The sequence below is a fragment of the Bradyrhizobium sp. SRL28 genome (assembly GCF_018596315.1).
Taxonomy (GTDB): domain Bacteria; phylum Pseudomonadota; class Alphaproteobacteria; order Rhizobiales; family Xanthobacteraceae; genus Bradyrhizobium.
Window position 1 is genome coordinate 13,196 of sequence record NZ_JAHEAG010000048.1, and the last position, 23,798, is coordinate 36,993.

21 protein-coding genes and 1 pseudogene are annotated in these 23,798 nt (G+C 62.2%); 11 read left to right on the top strand and 11 right to left on the bottom strand.

Features of this window, described 5'->3' with window-relative positions; translation table 11 throughout:
- Positions 1–26: 26 nt before the first annotated feature.
- Complete coding sequence (locus tag KIP88_RS39795) at positions 27–524, bottom strand: hypothetical protein (RefSeq protein WP_214493590.1); 498 nt, start codon at positions 522–524, stop codon at positions 27–29.
- A gap of 290 nt (positions 525–814) precedes the next feature.
- Positions 815–1,798, bottom strand: a complete 984-nt coding sequence (locus KIP88_RS39800) for a hypothetical protein (RefSeq protein WP_214493591.1) — start codon at positions 1,796–1,798, stop codon at positions 815–817.
- 1,453 nt (positions 1,799–3,251) lie between these two features.
- Between KIP88_RS39800 and KIP88_RS39805 the strand changes: the two genes are divergently transcribed.
- Positions 3,252–3,482, top strand: a complete 231-nt coding sequence (locus tag KIP88_RS39805) for a hypothetical protein (RefSeq protein ID WP_214493592.1) — start codon at positions 3,252–3,254, stop codon at positions 3,480–3,482.
- A 7-nt stretch (positions 3,483–3,489) separates the two neighbouring features.
- On the opposite strand, the gene KIP88_RS39810 is transcribed toward KIP88_RS39805, so the two are convergent.
- The 5 genes and pseudogenes from KIP88_RS39810 to KIP88_RS39830 form a co-directional block, all read right to left on the bottom strand.
- The gene (locus tag KIP88_RS39810) at positions 3,490–3,630 is read right to left on the bottom strand and encodes a hypothetical protein (protein WP_214493614.1); all 141 of its coding nucleotides are present in this window, start codon (positions 3,628–3,630) and stop codon (positions 3,490–3,492) included.
- A 116-nt stretch (positions 3,631–3,746) separates the two neighbouring features.
- Complete coding sequence (locus KIP88_RS39815) at positions 3,747–3,932, bottom strand: hypothetical protein (protein ID WP_214493593.1); 186 nt, start codon at positions 3,930–3,932, stop codon at positions 3,747–3,749.
- A 122-nt stretch (positions 3,933–4,054) separates the two neighbouring features.
- Complete coding sequence (locus tag KIP88_RS39820; protein ID WP_249791377.1) at positions 4,055–5,377, bottom strand: M20/M25/M40 family metallo-hydrolase; 1,323 nt, start codon at positions 5,375–5,377, stop codon at positions 4,055–4,057.
- 23 nt (positions 5,378–5,400) lie between these two features.
- Entirely contained in the window at positions 5,401–5,916 is a 516-nt protein-coding gene (locus KIP88_RS39825) for a hypothetical protein (protein ID WP_214493595.1), read from the bottom strand.
- Positions 5,917–6,096: 180 nt separating this feature from the next.
- Positions 6,097–7,643: pseudogene (locus KIP88_RS39830) on the bottom strand (acetolactate synthase large subunit).
- Between the two features lie 223 nt (positions 7,644–7,866).
- Between KIP88_RS39830 and KIP88_RS39835 the strand changes: the two are divergent.
- From KIP88_RS39835 to KIP88_RS39845, 3 genes are all read left to right on the top strand, one after another.
- The gene (locus tag KIP88_RS39835; RefSeq protein WP_214493596.1) at positions 7,867–8,466 is read left to right on the top strand and encodes a L,D-transpeptidase; all 600 of its coding nucleotides are present in this window, start codon (positions 7,867–7,869) and stop codon (positions 8,464–8,466) included.
- Positions 8,467–8,554: 88 nt separating this feature from the next.
- Positions 8,555–9,367 carry a DUF2927 domain-containing protein gene (locus KIP88_RS39840; RefSeq protein ID WP_214493597.1) on the top strand — a complete coding sequence of 271 codons (813 nt, stop codon included), beginning with the start codon at positions 8,555–8,557 and terminating at the stop codon, positions 9,365–9,367.
- Positions 9,368–9,691: 324 nt separating this feature from the next.
- The gene (locus tag KIP88_RS39845) at positions 9,692–10,690 is read left to right on the top strand and encodes a LysR family transcriptional regulator (RefSeq protein ID WP_214493598.1); all 999 of its coding nucleotides are present in this window, start codon (positions 9,692–9,694) and stop codon (positions 10,688–10,690) included.
- Positions 10,691–10,699: 9 nt separating this feature from the next.
- Here KIP88_RS39845 and KIP88_RS39850 read toward each other — a convergent pair whose 3' ends face one another.
- The 3 genes from KIP88_RS39850 to KIP88_RS39860 form a co-directional block, all read right to left on the bottom strand.
- Positions 10,700–11,854 (bottom strand): M48 family metallopeptidase, encoded by a 1,155-nt coding sequence (locus KIP88_RS39850; RefSeq protein WP_214493613.1) that lies wholly within the window; start codon positions 11,852–11,854, stop codon positions 10,700–10,702.
- Positions 11,855–11,872: 18 nt separating this feature from the next.
- A complete protein-coding gene (locus tag KIP88_RS39855; RefSeq protein ID WP_214493599.1) occupies positions 11,873–13,030 on the bottom strand; it encodes a DUF898 family protein in 1,158 nt (385 codons plus the stop codon).
- A 199-nt stretch (positions 13,031–13,229) separates the two neighbouring features.
- Positions 13,230–14,402, bottom strand: coding sequence for an isovaleryl-CoA dehydrogenase (locus KIP88_RS39860; RefSeq protein ID WP_214493600.1), 1,173 nt, complete (start codon positions 14,400–14,402; stop codon positions 13,230–13,232).
- Positions 14,403–14,622: 220 nt separating this feature from the next.
- On the opposite strand from KIP88_RS39860, the gene KIP88_RS39865 reads away from it, so the two are divergent.
- The 4 genes from KIP88_RS39865 (at position 14,623) to KIP88_RS39880 (ending at position 19,398) form a co-directional block, all read left to right on the top strand.
- Positions 14,623–15,894 (top strand): cytochrome P450, encoded by a 1,272-nt coding sequence (locus KIP88_RS39865; protein WP_214493601.1) that lies wholly within the window; start codon positions 14,623–14,625, stop codon positions 15,892–15,894.
- A gap of 44 nt (positions 15,895–15,938) precedes the next feature.
- The gene (locus tag KIP88_RS39870) at positions 15,939–17,213 is read left to right on the top strand and encodes a cytochrome P450 (protein ID WP_214493602.1); all 1,275 of its coding nucleotides are present in this window, start codon (positions 15,939–15,941) and stop codon (positions 17,211–17,213) included.
- Positions 17,210–17,662 (top strand): PaaI family thioesterase, encoded by a 453-nt coding sequence (locus tag KIP88_RS39875; protein WP_214493603.1) that lies wholly within the window; start codon positions 17,210–17,212, stop codon positions 17,660–17,662. The genes KIP88_RS39870 and KIP88_RS39875 overlap by 4 nt, the downstream gene beginning before the upstream one ends.
- A 197-nt stretch (positions 17,663–17,859) precedes the next feature.
- Positions 17,860–19,398 (top strand): FAD-dependent monooxygenase, encoded by a 1,539-nt coding sequence (locus KIP88_RS39880; protein WP_214493604.1) that lies wholly within the window; start codon positions 17,860–17,862, stop codon positions 19,396–19,398.
- Here the strand turns inward: KIP88_RS39880 and KIP88_RS39885 are convergent.
- On the bottom strand, positions 19,395–20,057 hold the full coding sequence (locus KIP88_RS39885) for a TetR/AcrR family transcriptional regulator (RefSeq protein WP_214493605.1): 663 nt from the start codon (positions 20,055–20,057) through the stop codon (positions 19,395–19,397). The two genes, KIP88_RS39880 and KIP88_RS39885, sit on opposite strands and share 4 nt — an antisense overlap.
- Before the next feature lie 101 nt (positions 20,058–20,158).
- On the opposite strand from KIP88_RS39885, the gene KIP88_RS39890 reads away from it, so the two are divergent.
- From KIP88_RS39890 to KIP88_RS39900, 3 genes are read left to right on the top strand one after another with little or no spacing between them, the layout of a single operon-like run.
- On the top strand, positions 20,159–21,370 hold the full coding sequence (locus KIP88_RS39890) for an HlyD family secretion protein (protein ID WP_214493606.1): 1,212 nt from the start codon (positions 20,159–20,161) through the stop codon (positions 21,368–21,370).
- A 4-nt stretch (positions 21,371–21,374) separates the two neighbouring features.
- Positions 21,375–22,997: an MDR family MFS transporter gene (locus KIP88_RS39895; protein ID WP_214493607.1), complete on the top strand. Its 1,623-nt coding sequence runs from the start codon at positions 21,375–21,377 to the stop codon at positions 22,995–22,997.
- A 14-nt stretch (positions 22,998–23,011) separates the two neighbouring features.
- Positions 23,012–23,770, top strand: coding sequence for a sulfite exporter TauE/SafE family protein (locus KIP88_RS39900; RefSeq protein WP_214493608.1), 759 nt, complete (start codon positions 23,012–23,014; stop codon positions 23,768–23,770).
- Positions 23,771–23,798 lie beyond the last annotated feature (28 nt).

The following is a 23,798-nucleotide window of genomic DNA, read 5'->3' on the forward strand; positions in this document are numbered from 1 at the left end:
GGTTCTCTGCCCCTCGGAAGCGTCGATCAGCCGTGCCCGTCGATATAGTAGGTCTCGTGACTGTTGAGCGAGTCGTTCAGGATATTGACGTCAACGTCACCACCTTTCGCGTAGTTTTCGTCTCCGCCATCGCCGCCGACACCGGCCCACACGTTCTGACTCATGTCGGCCTTGAGGTAGTTGTCCTGATAGGCCTTCGTGTTGGCGTCCACGTCGGACTTGTTGTGGCCGCTGTCCGATTCCTGGTCGCCATTCGATACGGCTTTTCCACCCTCTGCTTTCGAATGCTTCTCCGCCTTCGCATTCGCTCCCCCGGCGTCCCAATAGGCCTTCTGATTAACATGATCGCCGGTCTTGACGTCGACGTCGGCGCCATCAGCCTTGTTGTACGGGTTGAACTCGATACTGGGCTTGCTGGTGATGTCACCCTTGTTGACGCCGTCTCCACCGTTGCCAGCGCTGTTGCCGCCGGTCGAAGCCTTGATCACGATCGTATCGGAAGGAAATGCCTTTGCCTTAGCCATGTGAGTCTCCCTGAGCTGGTTTGCACACTGTGCGTCCCAATGTGGACAGCGACGATCTTGGATTTGGATGCCGGATCGATCTAGCTGCCAAAGCTGATGCCACCCCTTGTGTACCGTGTACGCCCGAAAGGCTGCCCTCTCGCCGCCGGGATCTGGCGAGCTCCAATGCCGCCAGGGCGTTCTCAAGCAAAAGCCCACCCCGGCTTGATCCGGGGTGGGCTCGCGTCAAGAAAACGCGTCAAACAAAAATCTGGAGTCCCGTTTCGATTCTATCGAGACGGAAAAAGGCTCTAGGCATGATCCAGCAAGTGGAGGTCCGACAACAGCTGCATGGCGAAATCGCCACCAAACGCAGCGTTGCCGTGGCCGCCATCACCACCGATTCCAGCCATCTGGATCGTGCTCTGATCGAACTGGACGTTGTTGATCTGGTGAGCCTCGGCGGTTGAATTGTAGCCGGCGACCGCAATGTTGATCGGGGCGTAGATGGCCACGTCGATGTCGACCATGCTTCCTGCGAAATGGCCGTTGCCGCCGTTGCCGGCGCTGTTGTTACCGGTCGCGATGACGTCAGAGCCAATCAATTCGAAGAGGGAGGCGAAAATGTCCGCGCTTCCGCCAGTCGCGGCATTGCCGTTCCCGCCATCACCGCCGACGCCGGCCATCTGAACAGCGGATTGATCGAACACCACATTGTTTGTCTGATCAGCGTGAGCAGTGGAATTGTATCCCGCCACCGCGATGTTGATCGGATAGTAAAACGCAAAGGTCGCGTGAACGAGGCCCCCATAAGCGTATCCATCGCCACCGTTGCCGGCGCTGTTCTCACCCGCACTGATCGCGTCCGAGGCGCCAGACCCGAACGCGCCGACGTTTCCGCCTGATGCGGCATTGCCGTTGCCGCCACTACCGCCAACTCCCGCGATCTGGGTCGCGGATTGATCAAAATAGGCAATGTTCGTCTGATGGGCGTCGGCTGTCGCATGGGAGCCGGCCACCGCAATGTTGACCGGGTTATAGATCGCGACGGGCGCATGCACCATAGATCCGGAAAAGTAGCCATCGCCACCATTGCCGGCGCTGCTGTGACCGGTACCGATCATGCCAGCGGGTAGGCCAGCGTTGAGGCCGAACGCGCCAACATTTCCGCCTGATGCGGCATTCCCATTGCCGCCATCACCGCCAACTCCCGCGATCTGGGCGGCGGACTGATCAATATACGCGATGTTCGTCTGATGGGCGGTGGCTGTCGCATGGAAGCCGGCCTGCGCCACGTTGAGCGGTTCGAAAGCAGCGTAGCTCGTCGCGGTCAGGCTCCCTGCAAAATAGCCGTTGCCGCCATTGCCGGCGCTGTTACCTCCGGTGTGGATCGGGAAGAGTGACCACGAATCCGGGGGAAGCCACCACGAGCCTGGGGCATCGTGCCCGAACAGAGCTTTGCGGTCGAAAGGAACGCCCTCCGATACACCCCGACGATCCATGGCTGTTGCCCCTGCCTAAATTGCTTCGCGCCGACTGGACGGACGCCTCCCGCACTCAAGCGAGAATGTCACCTCGGCAAGCCAAAAGCCGAGTCGCTAATTCGGATCGCAAACATTTGGGCGGTAGACATGCTATCGGTTACGCCCGTTCGGGTGTGGGCAGTGGGACCTTGCCGTGAATCACTGGACGCGGTTCGATCCCTGTGCGTCCACCATTTCCTCGCGACGAAGCGCCGGTAGTGACGCTGCAACGTGCCTAGCGGCGCCACGATCCGTTACCCCCGATGGGAGATATGAAGTCCCTGTGCAGGCAAGTCGATCTTTTGGCGCCATCGAACAGCACGGTGACGCCGGTGGTACGGGGACTGACGTCGACAACGACGCCAGTCTGGCCAGCCAGCTCTGGGCATCGATCGGCTCCAAGCTCGCTCATCTTAAAGCGAGCGCCGACAATAATTCTGTCGGTTTCCTGAACCATCATTAAAACTTTTCAATAAGTGAAAAACAATCGTCATCGCCCAAAGCCCGAGTAAAAATGTGATTCGGGACTACATTGAGACGAGCTTGTGGCAGACGTCAGGGACCTCCCGCATTGCGGCATTGATCCCGCATCACTTTGGCCATCAGATGCCGCAGTGCGAAACCCCCGACCGGTAACCGCGATGCCGGAAGGCAACGCTCCGGCCGAAAGTGATTTCTGGCCCAATAATCTCGTTGGTTTTTCCCGGCACCTGGCGAATCATTCCTGGCAGCACTTTGGGGGGCGATCATGGATTTATTCCTCGCTGAGAAAGTCGCCGTTTTGGAAAGCGAGACGACGCACAAGACCTGCCGTTCCTGTGGTGAAAGATTAAAGCTGATTCGAACGATGGTTAACTCGCGCTCGGGCTCCATCGTCCACATGTTCGAATGCCGGTGCGGAGAGCGCACGTGGGACGACTAGAGACCAGGCCGAAGCGAGGTTGTGATCGCAATCTTTTCGGTGGCTGGGCTTAGGACAGTAGCTTGACGCGGTTGGAGAGCCGCACGGGATGCCGCCAACTTTTTGATTGCGCCAGCTTTTTGATTGCAATGGCGGCGAGTTTGGAATGTGGGACAGGGTTTAAACAGTCGAGCTCTTCGATGGATCTTGAGCGCGGCAACCGCTCAACGTCTTGGCTTCTTTCGCGCGCAATCCATGCTGCGAACCTTCGCGTCGTGTTTGCAGCCAGTCAATTTGCACGAAGCCATTGCCGGATAGCCGACGATGACCGCTCAGAAGCTTGTGATTGGTATCATCACCCTCGCCGGCGGCGCGGTCGGATTGCTCGCGCCGATCGGCTTCGTCAAATGGCTGTTGCGCACCGACCCCGAAGAGGCCGGCATCCTGACGCTGTTCTTCTTTCCGGTGTGGTGCCTGCTGGTGGTGCTCGGCTTGTTGCTCGGGCGCAGGGCGGGACTGCTCGTGACCGGCGGCAAGCGGGTCGCGCAGAGGTAGGTTTAAGTCAGATCCCCAGCAGCCAGATCGCGACGATGGTGCCTAGTGTTGCCAGGCCACTGATGGTCCATCCTGTTGCGTAGAAGGTGTGGTCGTCCTCGGTGCCGCGCATCGCGTCGGCTTCCGTGATTGCTGAGCGCCACTGCATGGCACTGCTCCTCAAAGCCTGCCCGCAACCATAACGCCGGCCGAGGTCGCCGGTTCCACCTCAAAACTTGGACAGAGCTTTGCTCCTGGCTGGCCTACCGCCGCCAGGGCCGGAAATCACGCGTAAGCCAACAGCCGACGATTAGTCTCGGTGGGCGGAACAACCTCTTGATCGCGAACGATGATGGTGACTTCCCAGCCTTCGCTTGCCCACACCCGCGCCTTTGCGACCGCCATCAGCGAACTGCTTCTGTCCATTCTGACGGTCTCGTTTCCCCGTTCCGCCACGATTCTGTACGCCATGCCACATCCCCTACGCACGTAGAACTACTGGGGAACGATGATCGGTTACCGCTTTGTCCGCAATTGGCCGACAATTTGTCCAATCGGGGGCATGGTTAACGGCCTTGGGGACAATTCAGGCCCTATTTGGCGGCTTTTCGCTCCACAAGCGCCGGTTTGGTGACCCCATCGAGGCCGGTCAGGATCAGGACGGTCAACAGCGCGTTCTGCGGGCCGTACCAGGCGTTAACCGGCTTGTACCATTCGTTGCGGGAGTGCCAGTTGCCCCCCTCCCCGCCGCCGCCGATGGTGACGGCCGGGATTCCGAGCGACATCGCGATGTTGGAATCGGTCGAGGAGCCAGCAAAGGTCGGCCGCGGGCCCCGGGTGACAGCCGACACCGCGCGCTGGGTGGCCTGCACGATCGGGGAATCCATCGCGACGATGCCCGCCGGCCGGTCGCCGATCAGCTTGGTCTCCACCGTCATCTTGTCCGATTTCCAGCGCGCGTTTTCATCCGCCACCGCCTCCTTGACGAGGTCGAGCAGCCGCGCCTCGAGCTTGAGCAGTTCATCGGTCGAGTTCGAGCGCATGTCGACGGCCATCCGTGCTTCGGCGGCGATGGCATTGACTGAGGTGCCGCCGTTCACGGTGCCGACGGTAAACGTGGTCTTGGGATCGGATGGCGGCTGCAGCTCCGAGATTTTCGCAATCGCCCGGCCCATGGCATGCGTCGCGCTCGGCAATCCGAACTCCTGGAACGAATGCCCGCCGGGGCCCTTGAAGGTGAACTCGTAGCGATGGCTGCCGGTCGCCTGGTTGACGACGCGGGTGATGCCGAGCCCGTCGATCGAGATGAAGCCGTCGATATCGGTGTGATCGCGGAACAGCGCCTTCACGCCGCGGAGATTGCCGAGTTCCTCCTCGCCGACCGTGCCGACGAACATGATGTCGCCGACGGTCGCGATCTGGTTTTCGTTCATTACCTTGATGAGCGACAGCATCGCCGCAAGCCCGCGTGAATCGTCGCCGATGCCCGGCGCTACGATGGCGCCGTCCTTCTCCTTCACGGTGACGTCGGTGCCTTCGGGAAACACCGTGTCGAGATGCGCCGACACCACGAGCTTGGGCCGGCCGCCGCCGGTCCCGTTGCGCAGCGCGATGACGTTGCCTTCGCTGTCGATGGCAGCATCCTTGAAGCCGAGCTCCTGCATCCGCTTCTGATAGTATTCGGCGCGGACCTTTTCCTTGAACGGCGGCGCCGGGATTTCGGTGATGCGCTTCTGTTCGGCCAAAGTCCGCTCGTCGTCGGCCTTGATGTCGTCGAGCGTCTTGACGATTTTGGGATGGGCGAGGATGGCCTCCAGGTCGGGCGCGGGAGCCGCTTGCGCACGAACCTCGTGCACCAGCGCGTGCTGCGCGACCGCGACAAAGGCGATGGTCAGGATCGATCGAATAAGCGTCATCAAAAAATCTCCGTTGGCAGGCTTCATCCTGCGCTCAAGCCCGTATCCTTCAGCCGCGCTGCGAACCAGCCGGAAAGGGTCTGGTCGAAAACGCCGCTGGTATAGACTTCCGACATCGTGACCTGCGTCTTGCCGAGCGTCAGCAGCACGCCGATCCAGTAGGCGAACCACAAATGCGGATCGGTCAGCGCCCGCAGCTTGTGCTGGTCATGTTCGAGCGGCTGATGATTGGCCGATTTCCGCACCTCGACCGCGAGCAGGTTATTGGGAATGACGCGCTGGTGCACCACGATGTCGGGATAGATGGATTTGGCGAGGTGATCGTCGGTCGAGACGATCGTTCCGTGCGGCAGCCGCAGCGTGCGGTCGCCCAGCCGGTCGTATTCGCAATCGATCTCCCAACCCGGGAACTGCTTTTCGAAATGCACCGCCAGCCGGTGCGTCAGCGCACGTTCACCGGCCTCCTTTTCGAGCAGAAAGGTCTCGTGCGCGTAGAACTCGTGAAGTGCGCTGATGACCTTGTTCAGTTCGGTCTGCATGACGCTTCCCCACAAATCCCGCCGTCATTGCGAGCGTAGCGAAGCAATCCATAGTGCCGCAAGCGGAGGAATGGATTGCTTCGTCGCTACGCTCCCTTGCGCAAACGCTTCGCGTTTGTCGCAGGCAATGACGATCTTATTCGGCGTTCCGGCTCTCTCAAACCTCGAGCAGTTGCCCCCTCACATCTGCACTTCGATCAGCCGCGGTCCCGGTTCGGCGATCGCTTCCGCCAGCGCCTTGACGAAATCGTCGGCATTGGCGACCGCGCGGCCCGGCACGCCCATGCCCTTGGCAAGGGCTACGAAGTCGAGGTCGGGCGGTCGATCTTGAGCATGTCGAGCGCCCGCTGTCCCGGCTCGCCGGCGCCGACGCCGTCGAACTCACCACGCAATATCTGGTAGATCTTGTTGGCAAATACAATCGTGACGACGTTGAGGCCTTCGCGCGCCTGCGTCCACAGCGATTGCAGCGTGTACATCGCGCTGCCGTCGCCGACCATGCAGATGACTTTACGATCGGGACACGCCACCGCGGCACCGGTCGCGACCGGCGTCGAGAAGCCGATCGAGCCGCCCATGTTCTGCAGCCAGTCATGCGGGGCGGCGGCCGCCGTCGGCGGAAAGAAGCCGCGCCCGGTGGTGACGGATTCGTCGACCATGATGGCGTTTTCCGGGATCGCCATCGCGATCGCCTGCGCGATCGAGGCGTGCGTCAGCGCACCGGTCGGCTTTGCCAGTTCGACCAGCTTCTGCGGCTGCCGGTCGGACGGCTGCGCGTGAAGCGCGCCGGCCAGCGCTTCGAGCGCAGCGACGGAATTTTCGGCGCCCGAGGTCATGCGGTGCACCTCGCACCCCTGCGGCTTGAGCATGCTCGGCTTGTTCGGATAGGCGAAGAACGCCACGGGGTCGTTGGCCTCGACCAGCACGATGTTCTTGAAGTCTTTCAGGATCGGCAGCGCCTGCTCGATCACGTAAGGGATGCGGTCGATCGCGAACCGGCCCTTGCCGCGCGCCATGCGTGGATTGTAGGTCTGGCCCATCACCTTGCAGCCGGTTTTGCCCGCGATCTGGGCGGCCAGCGCCAGCCCGTGCTCGGTCAGCGCGCTGCCGGTCATCAGCAGCAACGTCGATGCGCCGCCGTTGCGCAGCACCTTGGCAGCATGGTCCACGGCCTGCGCGGAATAATTGGCGCGCTGGCTTTCCGCCGGCACCGGCGCAATGCCGTCGGCCTCGTTCCAGGCCGTATCGGCGGGCAGGATCAGCGTGGCGATCTGCGCTGGCGCGCTTTTCGCCGCGGCGATCGCGGCGGCGCCATCGGCGGAAACGGACTTGGCATCCGGCGAGGTCCGCACCCAGGATGACATCGGGCGCGCCAGCCCCTCGATGTCAGAGGTCAGCGGGGCGTTGTAGCCGATGTGATAGGTCGCGTGCTGGCCGACGATGTTGACGATGCCGGAATTGGCCTTCTTGGCGTTGTGCAGATTGGCCAGGCCGTTGGCGAGGCCGGGGCCGAGATGCAGCAGGGTCGACGCCGGCGTGCCCTTCATGCGGTAATAGCCGTCGGCGGCGCCCGTCACCACGCCCTCGAACAGGCCGAGCACGCAGCGCATCCCCTCGACCCGGTCCAGTGCGGCGACGAAATGCATCTCCGAGGTGCCGGGATTGGTGAAGCAGACATCCACGCCGCCTGCGACCAATGTCCGCACCAGACTTTCCGCACCGTTCATTGTCTCGTTCCCCTTCGCGCTTGTTCTTTGGAGCCGCTGACGATCAATCATTGTTCGCACGTTTCGTCAAAGGTTTAGGGAACAATGCAGCCATCGCTTGGGGCAGGTTGCCTTTTTTAACCGCGGTGCTTGAAAATGGCTGTAGTCACGGCCTCGTTGCTTGCACGATCGCCGCAATTATGGCCTGTCTCCAGCATATTGAGATTTTTTCACGAGGAAGAAAATGACCCGGGCTTTTGCATTTCTGTTTGCGGCGGTAGTGGTGCTGGCGGGAGCCGGCCAGGCACGGGCCCAAGGCTTTCCAAACCTCTTCGACGACTCGCGCGACATCATGGGCGGTGGCCCCGGTTTCTTCCGACCCGGCATGCCCAGCGGATCGAGCCCGATCCCGCGCACGACCGTGAGCTTTTCCGGCGGTTACGCGCCCGGGACAATTTTGATCAGCACGGCCGAGCGCAGGCTCTATCTCGTGCTCGGTAACGGCCAAGCGATACGCTATGGCATCGGTGTTGGCCGGGACGGCTTCCGCTGGGGTGGAACCCACCGCATCAGCGCGAAGAAGGAATGGCCGAGTTGGACTCCGCCGGCCCAGATGCTGAGGCGGCGGCCGGATCTGCCGCGCCACATGAAGGGCGGTATCGACAATCCGCTCGGCGCGCGGGCGATGTATCTGGGATCGACGCTCTATCGTATTCATGGCTCCAACGAGCCGGAGACGATCGGACAGGCGGTGTCGTCCGGATGCTTCCGCATGACCAATGAAGACGTGACCGATCTCTATAGCCGCGTGTCCGTCGGCACCCCGGTTGTCGTGAAGAACTAAGTGGCATCACGGAATTCTGTGCGGCTGCGCGCGCGAAACGCGTGATCGCGCCTTGCACGGGCGCGCCGATTGCTGCAGCGTCGTTTGAATGCGCACGCCTCGCCGATTCCTGTACCTGCAGACGCTAGCGGCGGCCTTAAGCGCCGCTGCGCTCGGCGAGACCTTCGTGCCATGCACCGCCTTCGCCGACATTCCCGCCATCGCGCAGCGCCAGCGCACCGAGAAAAAGATCTTCACCGATAGCGAGATCACAGAAGGCTTTCTGAAGACCGCGTTCGGCGCCGAATATCATCTCGCCGGCCGCGTCGACCGCATCCGCAAATATGACGGGCCGGTGCGGGTGTTTGCCGACGGCACCCGGGCCGACCGCAAGACGCAGCTTGCGAAAATCGTGGCCGACATCGCCGCGCGCGTTCAGCACCTCGATATCGCCATGGTCGGGGACAGCGACGACGCCAATGTGCAGGTAAAGCTGGTGCGCGACCGCGATCTCCAGCGCACCATCGCGACCTTCTACGGCAGTGAACGGGCGAAAGAGATTCGCTCTTCGCTCGACCCGCAATGCCTGTCGGGCTTTCGCAAGAACGAGAAGTTCGAAATCGAGCATTCCGACGTGATCCTCACCGTCGACAATGGCGACTTCGTCTTCTTCGACTGCGCCTATGAGGAACTGCTGCAATCGCTCGGACCGATCAACGATACGGCGAGCGTGCCCTGGACCATGTTCAACGACAATGTGTCGATGGGCTATTTCGATGTCTACGACCAGTATCTGCTGAACCTTCTCTACGATCCCCGGATCAAGCCCGGCATGACCGTGCAGGAGGTCAAGGCGTTGCTGCCGGACGTGCTGGCCGACGTGCGCGCCTGGGTGCGCAAGGTCAACAACCTGTCGCAGTGATGGACCTCGTGGTGCGGGTGGAGAGGGTGTGCGCTAGCCGCCGGTCTTGCTCCGTCATTGCGAGCCAACGGGCGCGCATTCGCACGACCCGTTGGCTCGCAATGACGGCGGAGAATTCAGGCAACTCCCCGCTGGCGGCAGCTCTGGCAAATCCCTTCGTTGCGTTCCGCAAGCGCCCCTGGCACGGCGGTTGAAAGTTCCCGCGGCCCGCGCCATTCACCTTTTTTCCAATGACAACGCAAAGTTTTATCTACGAAAGATTGTGACTTCCAAGAGCAAATCCTGTCTAATAGGACTCATGGGCGCTTGCTATAAGTTTTCCAAATGAACGACCTGCCGCGTATCCAGGCCTTACGCTGCTTCATCACCGTCGCCCGCGAAGGCACGGTTTCGCGCGCGGCCACCTTGCTGCATCTGACCCAGCCCGCCGTCAGCTTGCAATTGAAGGGCCTCGAGGAAAGCACCGGCCTACAGCTCTTCAACCGCACGCCGGGCGGCTTTACCCTGACCGAAGCGGGCGCCGCCTTGCTGCCGCTGGCGCACCGGACGGTATCGGCTTCGGCGGATTTCAGGACGGCGGCAGACTCCTTGCGGGAATCGCTGCGGGCAACGCTGCGTGTCGGCACGATCCTGGATCCCGAGTCGATCCGGCTGGGACCGTTTGTGCGCAGCCTCGCCACTTCCTCGAAGAAGACCGAAGTCTTCCTCCGCTACGGCCTGAGCGACGATGTGCTGGCGCAGATCGGCAAAGGCGAACTCGACGTCGGATACTATGTCGTTGCCACGCCCCCCGAATGCCTTGCGTCGGGGATGCTGCCCGAACGCACCATCGACGATGGAAAGTTCCGGCTCACGGCCCTGATGCGCTACGACTACCGCGTGATCGCCCCTCGCGAATGGAGCGACAAGGTGCTGGGAAAGGATTGGGCCGATCTCGCCGACCTGCCCTGGATTGCAACGCCGCATGCCTCGGCGCATCGGAGGCTGCTCGACGACGTCTTCCGGCCAATGGGGTCACTGCCGAAGCGCATTGCGTTCGCCGAACAGGAAGACGCCATGATCGAGTTCGTCGAAGCCGGCAACGGCCTCAGCCTCGCCCGCGACTGCGTGCTCGACCGCATCACGCGTAAACGGAATTTCGTGATTGCCGACAAGGTGGCGCTGACCTGCGACCTCAGTTTCGCCTGCCTGACGTCGCGGCGCCATGAGCCGATCATCTCGCAGGCGTTCGCGGCCATGCAGGCCGTATGGGAATTAAAGCCGGGCAGCGCAGCGCCAGCGCCGATCGAAGCGGCGCGGTCGCGGAAAAGCGCCCGGAGATAGCTGATCGGCTCAAATTTTGGCCGGGTCAGGCTTTTTGGCCGAGTCAGGCTTTTTGGCTGAGTCAGGCTTGCCATCGCAGATCGATTTCAACGCACGCCATTCCTCTGACGTCAGCAGCGGCGGCCCGCTGGCTGACCGGTCCTCCCGGCTCATCCGCGTCAGCCGGTCCTCGCTGAGGGGATGGGTGGAGATGATGGAGAGGCCCTTGCTCTCCTTTCCGGTGACCCGAAGCAGCAATTCCCCGGTCGGCTTCGCCGGCCGGCCCAGCCGGTGCATGACGTCGATGGCAAAACCGTCGGCATTGGTCTCGGCCTCGCGCGAATGGGACGACGTCACCAGCGTGCGCGAGCCGAAGATCAGCGCGCTGGAGCCGGTGATGTCGCCGAACAGCAGCCCGATCAGGAACGACGTGCTGCCGTCGCGGATCAGCCCGCGCATGCTGTCGCGATGCTTGAGATGGCCGAGTTCATGGGCCAGCACGCCCGCGATTTCGTCGGCATTCTCGGCCTTCGCCAGCAATCCGTTGAACAGATAGACCCTGCCGCCCGGCAGCGCGAAGGCGTTGGGTAAAGAACTCGACAGCACGCCCGATTGCACCGAGGTGTCCATGCCGGCAGATTCGCGAATTGAAGTGACGAGCTTGACGAAGGCCTTCTGCCCGGCGGCGTTGTCGCAAACCTTGGCATCGAACATCGTCTTGATCTGGCTGTCGGCGACGTCGCCGAGCCGCCGTTCGAACGCTTCGGGCACCAGCGGCGCGAGGCGATCGGCGATCAGCGGAAGTCCGAACAGCACCACGGCAACGATCGAGACCGCGGCCGCGATCGACCAGCCGACAATGACGGCAACGCCGCGGCGGCCGGGCGTGTTTTCATCCAAGTTGGCGCAGCGTGAGACCAGCTCGGTCGCAACCGCGTTGTCGCGAACCTCCAGCCGCGCCAGCGCAGGCGCGGTCAGGCAGCCGAGGCGCAGCATGCCCGAAGGGCTGTCGGCGCGGCGGATGTCGGCATAGTCCCACACCGCCAGCGTCTGTTCACCTTCGACGATTTCGAGCCGGTCGGAGAAATGAAGCGTCACCGCACGACGCCGGCTCGACGTCCCGTCGAAATAGGCCGCCGCATTGGCTGGCGGTGTCTTCGAAATCTCCGGCGCGTCGCTATCCATGGTCGTCACGCTCTACGCCTAGAATCCGCCGACATCGAGACCGTCAGCAAACCCTTCACCGAGTGCGTTGGCCAAATCGCCCCGCGCGGCAACGTTGGCGGCGGCCTCGATACCGCTGATATTGACCGAGCCCAGCACGATCACCCAGAGATCGCGCGTCAGATAGACCCGGATCACGACGTTCAGCGCCAGCGCGAATACCAGATAGCCGAGACCTAACAGCACCAGCAGCGGAATGCTCCTCATCAATTCCGGCGTCTTGAAAAACTCCGTCAATCCCTCGCCGCTCATGCTGGCGACCAGCACCGCGCACAGGGCCAGATAGACCGCGAAGACAAGCCCGAGCAGGGTCATCCAGCCGATCACTTTCCAGTACAGCCCGATCAATGCGCTCTTCGGCAACGACGATTCCAGTCGCACGCCGCCGAACCGGACGCCGGACAGCCACCAGCGCCATTCGATGGCCTTGTAGCCGGCGTAAACGAAGGGGGCGATCGGAATTATATAGAGTGCGATCGGCGTGAGCAGCCACAGCCACCAGCCGCGCTTGAAGAACTCCCAGCCGCGCCCCTCAAAACTGCCCTGCAGGTCGCCGTAATGGGAATGGCGCATCTTGTAGCGTTCGAGCGCCGCGGCCCGCCATGGCAGCACCAGGCCGAGCGTGAGGATCATCAGCAGGCCCCACAGCGACGCCTGCAGCGCATAGATCCAGCCCGAACCGGTCATCCAGAAGCGCACGCCGCGCCACACCGTACGCGTCATCCGATAGCGCCGCGCGCGAAAAATCGCGAACTGCCCGAACAGATAGAAGAAAGCGATCAGGGGAATGCTGGCGAACGCCTGATAATGCTCGGCCTCGAGACCGATGAGAAAATAACCGAGATAGATCGGCACCAGGATCGCGAGCGCGACCAGAAATCCGATCAGCAACTCCTTGCCGCGTCCGGTATACTCGGCCGCATCGCCATCGACCAATGTGTTGGACCAGAGATGGCGGCGGATGTCGGTGAGCAGCCAGAATCGATAGAAGCCGAGGGTGACGAGCTCCAGCGCGGCGCCGCGCTTGGCCAGTTCAAAGAATTCGCCTCGTTTGCCGGAAAACGCCACCGGCATCGGCGGCGGCACGGACGAAGGCGGCGGTGGCGGCACCTGCGGGGGCCAGCTCATCTCATTCATGGTTCAACTCCAACGCGAGGGCGGCGGATCAAACCACGAATTTGTCGGCCATTGTGTGACCCAGGTCCCACACCCGTAGCGTTTTCGAGCGAAGCATGTCCTCGAACTTGCTTGCGCAGATTGCGTAGACCTATCTGCGGTAGAAAACGCGCCAACAAGAATCCAGAGCTTCGGCTCTGATTCAATCAGAACCGAAGCTCTAGGCCGATTTTTCGAACAACTCCCGCCCAATCAGCATACGGCGGATTTCGCTGGTGCCGGCGCCGATTTCATAGAGCTTGGCGTCGCGCAGCAGGCGCCCGGTCGGGTAGTCGTTGATGTAGCCGTTACCACCGAGCAACTGGATGGCGTCGAGTGCGCATTGGGTGGCTTTTTCCGCCGCGTAGAGAATCGCGCCTGCCGCGTCCTCGCGCGTGGTCTCGCCGCGGTCGCAGGCTTTCGCCACCGCATACACATAGGCCCGCGAGGCGTTCATGGTGGTGTACATGTCGGCGATCTTGCCCTGCACCAATTGGAAGGTGCCGATCGGCTCGCCGAACTGCTTGCGCTCGTGGACGTAAGGCAGCACCACGTCCATGCAGGCCTGCATGATGCCGATCGGCCCCGCCGCCAGCACCGCGCGCTCGTAGTCGAGGCCGGACATCAACACATTGACGCCGCGGCCGACCTCGCTCAGCACGTTTTCTTCCGGCACCTCGCAATCCTCGAACACCAGTTCGCAGGTGTCGGAGCCACGCATGCCGAGCTTGTCGAGTTTCTGCGCGGTGGAAAATCCCTTCATGCCCTTTTCGATGATGAAGGCGGTCATGCCGCGCGGACCGGCGTTGAGGTCGGTCTTGGCATAGACCACCAGCGTATCCGCCTCCGGGCCGTTGGTGATCCACATCTTGTTGCCGTTCAGCACAAAGCGGTCGCCCTTTTTGTCGGCGCGGGTCTTCATCGACACCACGTCGCTTCCGGCACCGGGCTCCGACATCGCCAAGGAGCCGACATGCTCGCCCGAGATCAATTTTGGCAGATATTTCCGCTTCTGCGCTTCGTTGCCGTTGCGGCGGATCTGGTTGACGCAGAGGTTGGAATGCGCGCCGTAGGACAGGCCCACCGCGGCCGACGCCCGCGACATTTCCTCGACCGCAATGCAGTGCTCGAGATAACCGAGACCGGTGCCGCCATATTCCTCCTCGACGGTGATGCCGTGCAGGCCGAGTGATCCTATTTTTGGCCAGAGGTCGCGCGGAAACTGATTGCTGCGGTCGATTTCGGCGGCGCGCGGCGCGATTTCGTTCTGCGAAAACGCATGCACCGTCTCGCGGATAGCATCCGCGGTCTCGCCGAGATCGAAGTTGAACATCCGATGGGCGTTGGGGATCATGGTCGCCTCCCGGCGAATTAAACGTTGTTTCAAACAGGCTTAGTCCGCGGAAATGCCCTTGTCACGCGGCGAAATGCGCCCGTTTTGTCCAAAGGCCAGCCCCGGGGATGCGGCCAAAAGTATCCAACTCGTCCTTGCGCCGGCGCACGGCTCGGGATGTAATAGGGTAAAACATCGGCCCTCCGGCATGCTTCGGTGGGGAACAATCAGGGAGGTGCTCATGCACGGAACCGTCGATCTCGCCGGAGATTCTCATCTGCGCGCCGCGCGCGACAGGGCTCAGTCGATTCCGCTCGGTGATTTCGACGTCAGCCATCCCGAACTGTTCACGACCGATTCGTTCTGGCCGTATTTCGACCGCCTGCGCCGGGAAGAGCCGGTGCATTACTGCAAGGACAGCATGTTTGGGCCGTATTGGTCGGTGACCAAATACAACGACATCATGGACATCGAGACCAATCACGCGGTGTTCTCGTCGGCGGCTTCGCTTGGCGGTATAACTATTCGCGACGTCCCGCCTGATCTGCGCCGCGAAAGCTTCATCGCCATGGATCAGCCGCGCCACTCCGCGCAGCGCAAGACCGTGGCGCCAATGTTCACGCCGACGCATCTCGATCAACTCGCGATCAACATCCGCAAGCGCTCCGCCGAATGCCTCGACAACCTGCCGAAGAACGACGTGTTCGACTGGGTCGATCAGGTCTCGATCGAGCTCACCACGCAGATGCTCGCCGTGCTGTTCGATTTCCCCTGGGAAGACCGCCGCAAGCTGACGCGCTGGTCGGATGTTGCGACCACCCTTCCCGGCCCTGGCGGCCTCGTCGCGACCGAGGAAGAGCGCCAGGCCGAGCTGATGGAATGCGCGGCCTATTTCGCCCGCCTCTGGAAGGAGCGCATCAGCCAGCCGCCGAAGAGCGACCTCTTGTCAATGATGGCGCATAGCGATGCCACCCGCGACATGGACCCCAAGAACTTTCTCGGCAATTTGATCCTGCTGATCGTCGGCGGCAACGACACCACCCGCAACACGCTATCGGGCAGCGTCTATGCGCTGAACAAGAATCCGGACCAATACCGCAAGCTGCGAGAAAACCCTGATCTGATCGACAGTTTCGTCCCCGAGGTGATCCGCTGGCAGACGCCGCTGGCGCATATGCGCCGTACCGCGCTCGAAGACATCGAGTTCCGCGGCAAGCAGATCAAAAAGGGCGACAAGGTCGTGATGTGGTACGTTTCGGGCAACCGTGACGAGGATGTGATCGAACGTCCCTACGACTTCATCATTGACCGCGCCCGGCCACGTACCCACGTTTCCTTCGGTTTCGGCATCCACCGTTGCGTCGGAATCCGGCTGGCCGAGCTACAACTAAAGATTATATGGGAAGAAATTCTCAAGCGCTTCGAGAATATTGAGATGGTCGCCGAACCCAAGCGGGTGTATTCGAGTTTTGTCAAAGGTTACGAAACCCTGCCAGTCCGCATCGCCGGCTGACCTCCGGGCATTTAGGCCCCCTGCCCACCTGGGATGATCGAAAAATGAACGTCCAGACATCAGTCAGAGCCGACAAGAAAGAGCTGCTGCGCGCCGCGCGCGAAGAGGCCTATTCGACGCCGCTGAAGGACTTTCATCCCGGTGCGCCGAAGCTGTTCCAGAACGATACCCTGTGGCCATGGTTCGAGCGGCTGCGCAAGGAAGAGCCGGTGCATTACTGCACCAACTCCCCGATCGAGCCCTATTGGTCGGTGACCAAATACAACGACATCATGCATGTCGACACCAACCACGGCATCTTCTCCTCCGACGTCACGCTCGGCGGCATCTCGATCCGCGACGTGCCGCCCGGCTATGACTATCCGAGCTTCATCGCGATGGACCAGCCGCGGCACTCTGCGCAGCGCAAGACCGTCTCGCCGATGTTCACGCCGACGCATCTGGACGAACTCGCCAAGCTGATCCGCCAGCGCTCCGCCACCGTGCTCGACAATCTGCCGCGCAACGAGACTTTCAATTTCGTCGAGCGGGTATCGATCGAGCTGACCACGCAAATGCTGGCGACGCTGTTCGACTTCCCCTGGGAAGAGCGCCGCAAGCTGACGCGCTGGTCCGACGTCTCCACCGCGCTGCCCAAGAGCGGCGTGGTCGACTCGCCCGAACAGCGCCGCCAGGAAATGGACGAGTGCGCCGCCTATTTCTCAATACTCTGGAACGAGCGCGTCAACGCGCCGCCGCGCAACGATTTGCTGTCGATGATGGCGCATAGCGACGCGACGCGGCACATGGATCCCGACAATCTGATGGGCAACATCATCCTGTTGATCGTCGGCGGCAACGACACCACGCGCAACACCATGAGCGGCTCGGTGCTGGCACTGAACGAGCACCCGGACCAGTACCAGAAGCTGCGCGAAAACCCCGTGCTGATCGATTCCATGGTGCCGGAAGTGATCCGCTGGCAGACGCCGCTCGCCCACATGCGCCGCACCGCTTTGGTCGACACCGAGATCGGCGGCAAGAAGATCAAGAAGGGCGACCGCGTCGTGATGTGGTACGTCTCGGGCAACCGCGACGAGGAAGGCATCGAGAAGCCCGACGAATTCATCATCGACCGCGCCCGCCCGCGCACCCATCTGTCGTTCGGCTTCGGCATTCACCGCTGCGTCGGCATGCGGCTCGCCGAGCTGCAGCTGAAGATCGTGTGGCAGGAAATGCTCAGGCGATTCGACCGCATCGAAGTGGTCGGCGAACCGAAGCGGGTCTATTCCAGCTTCGTGCGCGGCATCGAGCAGCTGCCGGTCCGCATTCCCGCGTGAGCAGCAGCGACCTCAATCCGCCCGAGCTCGCGGAGGCGATCAACGCCAAGGGCTTCATGGGCGCGGCGGGTTTCCGCATCGTCGCCATCAAGCCGGGACATGCCGAGATCGCTCTGGCGCGCCGCGACGACCTCCTGCAGTTCTTTGGCCATTTTCACGGCGGCATCATCTCGGCCCTGGCCGATCACGCCGCCGGAATCGCTATCACTTCGGCCCTCCCCAAAGGCAAGATCGGCGTCACCGTCGAGATCAAGGTCAACTTCCTCAGCCCCGCCGACGGCAACGAACTCATCGCCCGCGCCAGGACGCTGAAGATGTCGGGCTCGATCGGCGTTGCGACCGTCGAGGTGTTTTCGAAAAAAGAGAGCGCCGAGACCCTCTGCGCATTCGGCACCGCCACGATGCGCGCGATGGATTTGCCGAGCGAGCTCCGGCAGCTCCTGGCGTGAACCCATCAATCCTGAATGGTCGGCGGACGGTGCGCATCACAAAACTGTTTCCGTAACTCTCCGCTCCATCGCGGAAATAACCGGAAAGCAGAATACCAGTCTTCCCACTCTAATATGTAGCGCGCAACGGGCTTGCTTCAAGACCCGCCTCATCCCGTAGAAACGCCGACCGAAGCCACAACCTGCGGGGTGACGAAATGAGTGCATTGTTGTCGACGAGCGGTTCGCACGCGGCCGGGTTGGCCACCGGCGCAGAAACGACTGAAGCGGCGAAGACCAACCATGCAGTGGTGATCGCCGGAGGAGGTCCGACCGGGCTGATGTTGGCGGGCGAGCTGGCGTTGGCGGGTGTCGACGTTGCCATCGTCGAGCGGCGCGTCAGCCAGGACCTCACCGGCTCGCGCGCAGGCGGTCTGCACGCACGCGCCATCGAGGTCCTCGATCAGCGCGGGATCGCCGGTCGGTTCCTCTCGCAGGGACAGGTGTTTCCGGTCGTGCACTTCCACATACCTTTGGACATCAGCGACGCTCCCACCCGGCACAACTACGTTCTCGGGCTGTGGCAGAACCATATCGAGCGCATCCTGGCCGAGTGGGTCGGCGAGCTGGCAGTAACGATCTATCGCGGACGTGAAGTGACTGATATCGCGCAGGACGACACCGGCGTCGACGTCGCGCTCTCCGACGGTCAGTCGCTCCGGGCGGCGTATCTCGTCGGCTGCGACGGCGGCCGCAGCCTCGTTCGCAAGGCGGCCGGCATCGCGTTCCCCGGGTGGGATCCGACGACGAGCTGGCTGATCGCCGAAGCCGAGACGGCCGAGGAGCCGAAGTGGGGCTTTCACCAGGATGCGCGCGGCATCCATGGGATCGGCAAGGTGGAGAATGGCGGGTCGGCCCGTATCGTGCTGACCGAGCCGCAGTTGCGGCTCGACAGCGAACCCACACTGCGCGATGTCAGCGAGGCGCTCGTCGCCGTTTACGGGACCGACTACGGGATCCACAGTCCCACCTGGATCTCGCGCTTCACCGACATGACCCGCCAGGCCGCGGCCTACCGCGAGCGACGCGTCCTGCTGGCCGGCGACGCCGCACATGTGCATCCGCCGGTGGGTGGACAGGGCCTCAACACCGGTGTGCAGGATGCGGTGAACCTGGGATGGAAGCTGGCCCAGGTGGTCAAGCGGACATCGCCGGAAAGCCTCCTCGATACCTATCACGCCGAGCGCTTTCCCGTAGCTGCCCGCGTGCTGCACAACACGATGGCGCAGGTCGCGCTGCGTCGTACGGACGACCGCACCAAGGCCCTGGGCGACACCATGTCCGAGCTCCTCGGCATGGCCGAGCCGCGCAGACGCTTTGCCGCGATGCTGTCCGGTCTGGACATCCACTACGATCTCGGCGAGGGACACAAGCTGCTCGGACGCCGCATGCCCGATCTCGACCTGCTCACCGCCGATGGCCCGCTGCGGGTCTTCACCCTGCTGCACGATGCCCGCCCGGTGCTGCTCAACCTCGCTGAGCCCGGCGGCTTCGACATCACGCCATGGGCGGATCGGGTCAAACTGGTCGACGCCCGATACGCTGGGACGTGGGAGCTTCCGGTGCTCGGCGCAGTCCCTGCTCCCGCTGCCGTGTTGATTAGGCCCGACGGATATGTGGCCTGGGTGGGCGATGTGACCGAGCCGGGGCTTGCTGACGCGTTAAACACCTGGTTCGGACCGCCTGCAGCGACCTAGCGCGCGCACCCCCTCAGGAACAGGGAGGCAGCAGCCTGAGCACGCCGCTCCAATTCCTTGCGGCCCGGCACGAGCGCGCGACCGAACATTACGGCGCGCTGCGGCTGGAAGACGAACATGCCGAGCAGCATGCCGGCGGCCTCAGTGGCATTGTCGATCTCGATCAGGCCGCGTTCGGCCTGGGCCTTCAACCAATTCGCCAGCGTGCTCTCGGTGCGCCGCATTGCCTTTTGATAGAACGTCTCCGCGATCTGGGGGAATTGCTCGTTCTCGCTGAGGATCATGCCCTGAAGCGCGATGACTTCCTTGTCCAGAATCAGCTCGCCGCAGGCGATCAGAGCTTCGCGCAGTGCCGCTTCGATATCGCTGCCGTCGCATGCCTTGAGCCGAACAACGGATGCGAAGCGGTCGATCCGGTCCGTGATCATGGCCTCGAACAGCGCCGCCTTGTTCGGGATCAGTCGGTACAGCGTCTTGGTGGAAATGCCTGCGCGCCGCGCCACACTTTCCATATTGGTGGCCGCATAGCCGCTTGAGGCGAATTCATGCCGCGCCGCGTCGAGGATGACGGCGTGCGTCTCCTCGTCCGACCGCGCCTGCGGCCGGCCGCGGCCGCGCCGCGCTTCTCCCACCGAGCCTCTCGCCTTCGTGATCGCCATAACGAGCCATGCCTTTAACTGATGACTGTCATTCCATTGACAGAAGCAATATGGGCCCTATTTTGGAAAATATCAAGTTTCCAAAATAAACGGAGGGCGCCATGAGCACCCAATCCACCTCTCTCCAGACTGTCCCGCAGCTTCCGGCCGAGTCCGCCCACGAACTGGTTCCGGCGGCCGATTCCGCGGTCGAAATCGCGATCCCCCTGCAAAAGCCCGCGAAAAAGGATCGTATCCGTCGTGCCTTGCTGGTGGGAGCCGCCGCCGCGCTGCTCGCCACCGCATCCTGGTATGGTTGGGATTACTGGACGGTGGGTCGCTTTCTGGTCTCGACCGATGACGCCTATGTGAAAGCCGACAACACGACGATTGCCCCGAAAGTCTCCGGTTACCTCAATCAAGTTCTCGTCGGCGATAACCAGCATGTGAAGGCCGGCCAGGTGCTGGCGCGGATCGACGACCGTGACTTCAAGGTCGCGCTCGATCAGGCCAGGGCCGATGTCGCCGCGGCGCAGGCCGTCATCGAAAGCAAGCACGCGCAACTCGACGTGCAGCAGGCCATGATCGCTTCGGCCAGGGCGACGTTGGATGTGGACACCGCAGCACAGGTTTTCACCGCGCAGGAGAACAAGCGCTACACTGATCTCTCCGCGACCGGCTATGGCAGCGTACAGAATGCGCAGAATGCGCAAGCACGCGATACCAGTGCGTTGGCCACCATCGAGCGCGACAAGGCGAATCTTACGTCTGCGCAAAAACAGGTCGAACTGCTGAAGGCCGAGCTCGCACAAGCCGTCGCGGCTGCCGCGAAGGCCGATGCTCTGGAACGGCAGGCCGAGCTCAATCTTTCATATACTACCATCACCGCGCCGATCGACGGGGTGGCCGGAAATCGCACTTTGCGAGTCGGTCAGTTCGTTCAGGCCGGCACACAGTTGATGTCGCTGGTGCCGTCACGCGGCGCCTACGTCGTCGCGAATTACAAGGAAACTCAGCTCAGCGATGTGCGCCCGGGCCAGGCGGTCGATATCGAAATCGACATGTTCCCAGGCAAGACGGTGCACGGCCATGTCGACAGCCTTGCCCCCGCCAGCGGCCAGGAATTCGCGCTGCTGCCGCCCGACAACGCCACCGGCAATTTCACCAAAGTGGTGCAACGCATCCCCGTCAAGATCGCCCTGGACAGTTTCAATGTCGACCTGCGGCCCGGCATGTCGGTGACCCCGAGCATTCAGACCAAGGGGACGACGGCGGCCGCCCCGCAGCAGTCGCATTCCGAACCCGCATTGGCGCAGCTTGCATTGAAGAGGTGATGCCATGTCCGACCTCGCCCTCACCAGCGCCGCACCGACGCCACGCGCGATTCGCCCCGCAACCCTGCCGGCCGCTCAACCCGATCGCGCCAGCCTCACCGTGTGGATTACGATCCTCGCCGCCATGATCGGCGCGTTCATGGCCATCCTGAATATCCAGATCACCAACGCCTCGCTGCTCAACATCGAGGGCGGGATCGGCACCGGCGTCGACAACGGCTCCTGGATCTCCACCTCCTATCTGATCGGCGAGATCGTGGTGATCCCGCTGACCGACTATCTGAGCCGGGTGTTCTCCTTCCGCAACATCATGCTGAGCTTTGCGAGCCTGTTCGCCGCCTTCTCGGTTGCCTGCGCCTTCACGCACGATCTGCCGTCGATGATCGCCATGCGCGCTCTCCAGGGTTTTTTTGGCGGCGTACTGATCCCGATGGCGTTCACGCTCGTCTTCACCAAGCTGCCGCAGCGGCAGCAGCCTATCGGCCTTGCGATGTTCTCGCTGGCGGTGACCTTTGCCCCCGCGATCGGCCCCACCATCGGCGGCTATCTCACCGAGAATTACGGCTGGCAGACCATCTTCTTCGTCAACGTCGTGCCGACCGCGGTGATGGTCACGACGCTTTACTTCACGCTCGAGCGCCAGCCGCTGAACCTGGGCCTTCTGCGCGAGGGAGACTGGTTCGGCATCGCCACTATGGCGGTCGGCCTGTCGGCCCTGCAGGCGGTGCTGGAGGAAGGCAACAAGAACGACTGGTTTGGCTCGCCCTTCATCGTGAAGCTGGCGATCCTCGCCGCGGTCAGCCTGGCGCTATTCGTGGCCAACGAATTGATCGTGGAGAAGCCATTGGTGCGTTTGCGGCTATTGACGCAGCGCAGCTTTGGGATCGGCACAATTTCCGCCGTCTTCGTGGGCTTCGCGCTGTTCGGATCGGTCTATCTGCTGCCGGCCTATCTTGGTCAGGTGCAGCGATACAATGCCGAACAGATCGGAACCGTGCTGGCCTGGACCGGCCTGCCGCAACTCTTGCTGATCCCGCTGGTGCCAAAACTGATGCAGCGCTTCGACATCCGCTACATCGCGTTTGCCGGCATGAGCATCTTCGCCTTCTCATCATTCATGAACACGACGATGTCGCTGAATTATTCCGGCGACCAGTTCTTCATTCCGAACATCGTCCGCGCCGTCGGTCAGGCACTCATGCTGACGCCCTTGAGCGCGATTTCGCTCGGCAGCGTCGCGCCGCAGGATGCCGCGGCCGCTTCCGGCATCTCCAACATGATGCGAAACCTTGGTGGCGCCATCGGCACGGCCATGCTCGCTACCATCGTCACCAAGCGCGAGCAGTTTCATTCCAACATCATCGGCCAATCCGTCGATCTCGGTCGCGACGTGGTGCGCGACCGTATCGCGTCGATGACGGAGTACTTCATGGCGCACGGCATGCCTGATCCGGCCTGCGCCCGCCATCAGGCGATTGTGGCGCTCGGCAACGCCGTGAAGCAGCAGGCGCTAGTGCTGGGATTCAGCGACGCCTTTGCGGTGATTGGCATCGTGCTGGTGCTGGCCGGCATCGCCATCCTGCTGACCGGCAAGCCGAAGAGCGTGGTAGCGGGCGGCGGCCATTGAGTGGAGACGGATGCATGGAGTTGACGGTCACCACGGTCTTAATCGCTTTTGCCGGCGTATTCCTGATCTGCTTCATGAAGGGCGCGTTCGGCGGCGGATTCTCCATCATCGGCATTCCGCTGTTGTCGATCGTGATGGACCCGGTGACCGCCGGCGGCCTTCTCGCGCCGTTGTTCATCGCAATGGATCTGTTCGCGCTGCGCTATTGGAAACCCTCGACCTGGTCGAAGCCTGACCTTGTGCTGCTGTTACCGGGATTGGTGGTCGGTATCGGACTAGGCTACCTCGTGTTCCGTTTCCTCGACCACCGCGCCATCGCGATTGTGATGGCGGTCGTCACGCTGATCTTTGTCGGCCTGTGGTTTGCCGGAGGCGGAAAGATTGCCATACAGCAGCGATCCAGGCCAAAAGCGCTTGCCGCCGGATTGACCTCCGGCATTACCACCATGGTGGCGCATTCGGGCGGACCACCGCTTGCGATGTATCTGCTGCCGCTCGGGCTCAGCAAGGAAATCTACGCGGGAACGACGAGCCTGTTCTTCACCATCGGCAACGCGACCAAGGCGGTCCCTTGGCTGCTGCTGGTAAAACCGACCGGCAACGTCTGGACATTGATGGCGATTTGCCTCCTCGCCATTCCTGCCGGCGTATGGCTCGGTTGGCGGCTTCACGGCAGGCTGGACCAGCACCAGCTTTATCGGGCCTGCTACGGATTGCTGGTCGTGACGGCGTTGAAATTATTGTGGGACGGCATCTCCGGCTACCTCGGGTGAATTTGGACTGCGAATGTCCGCTTAGGGT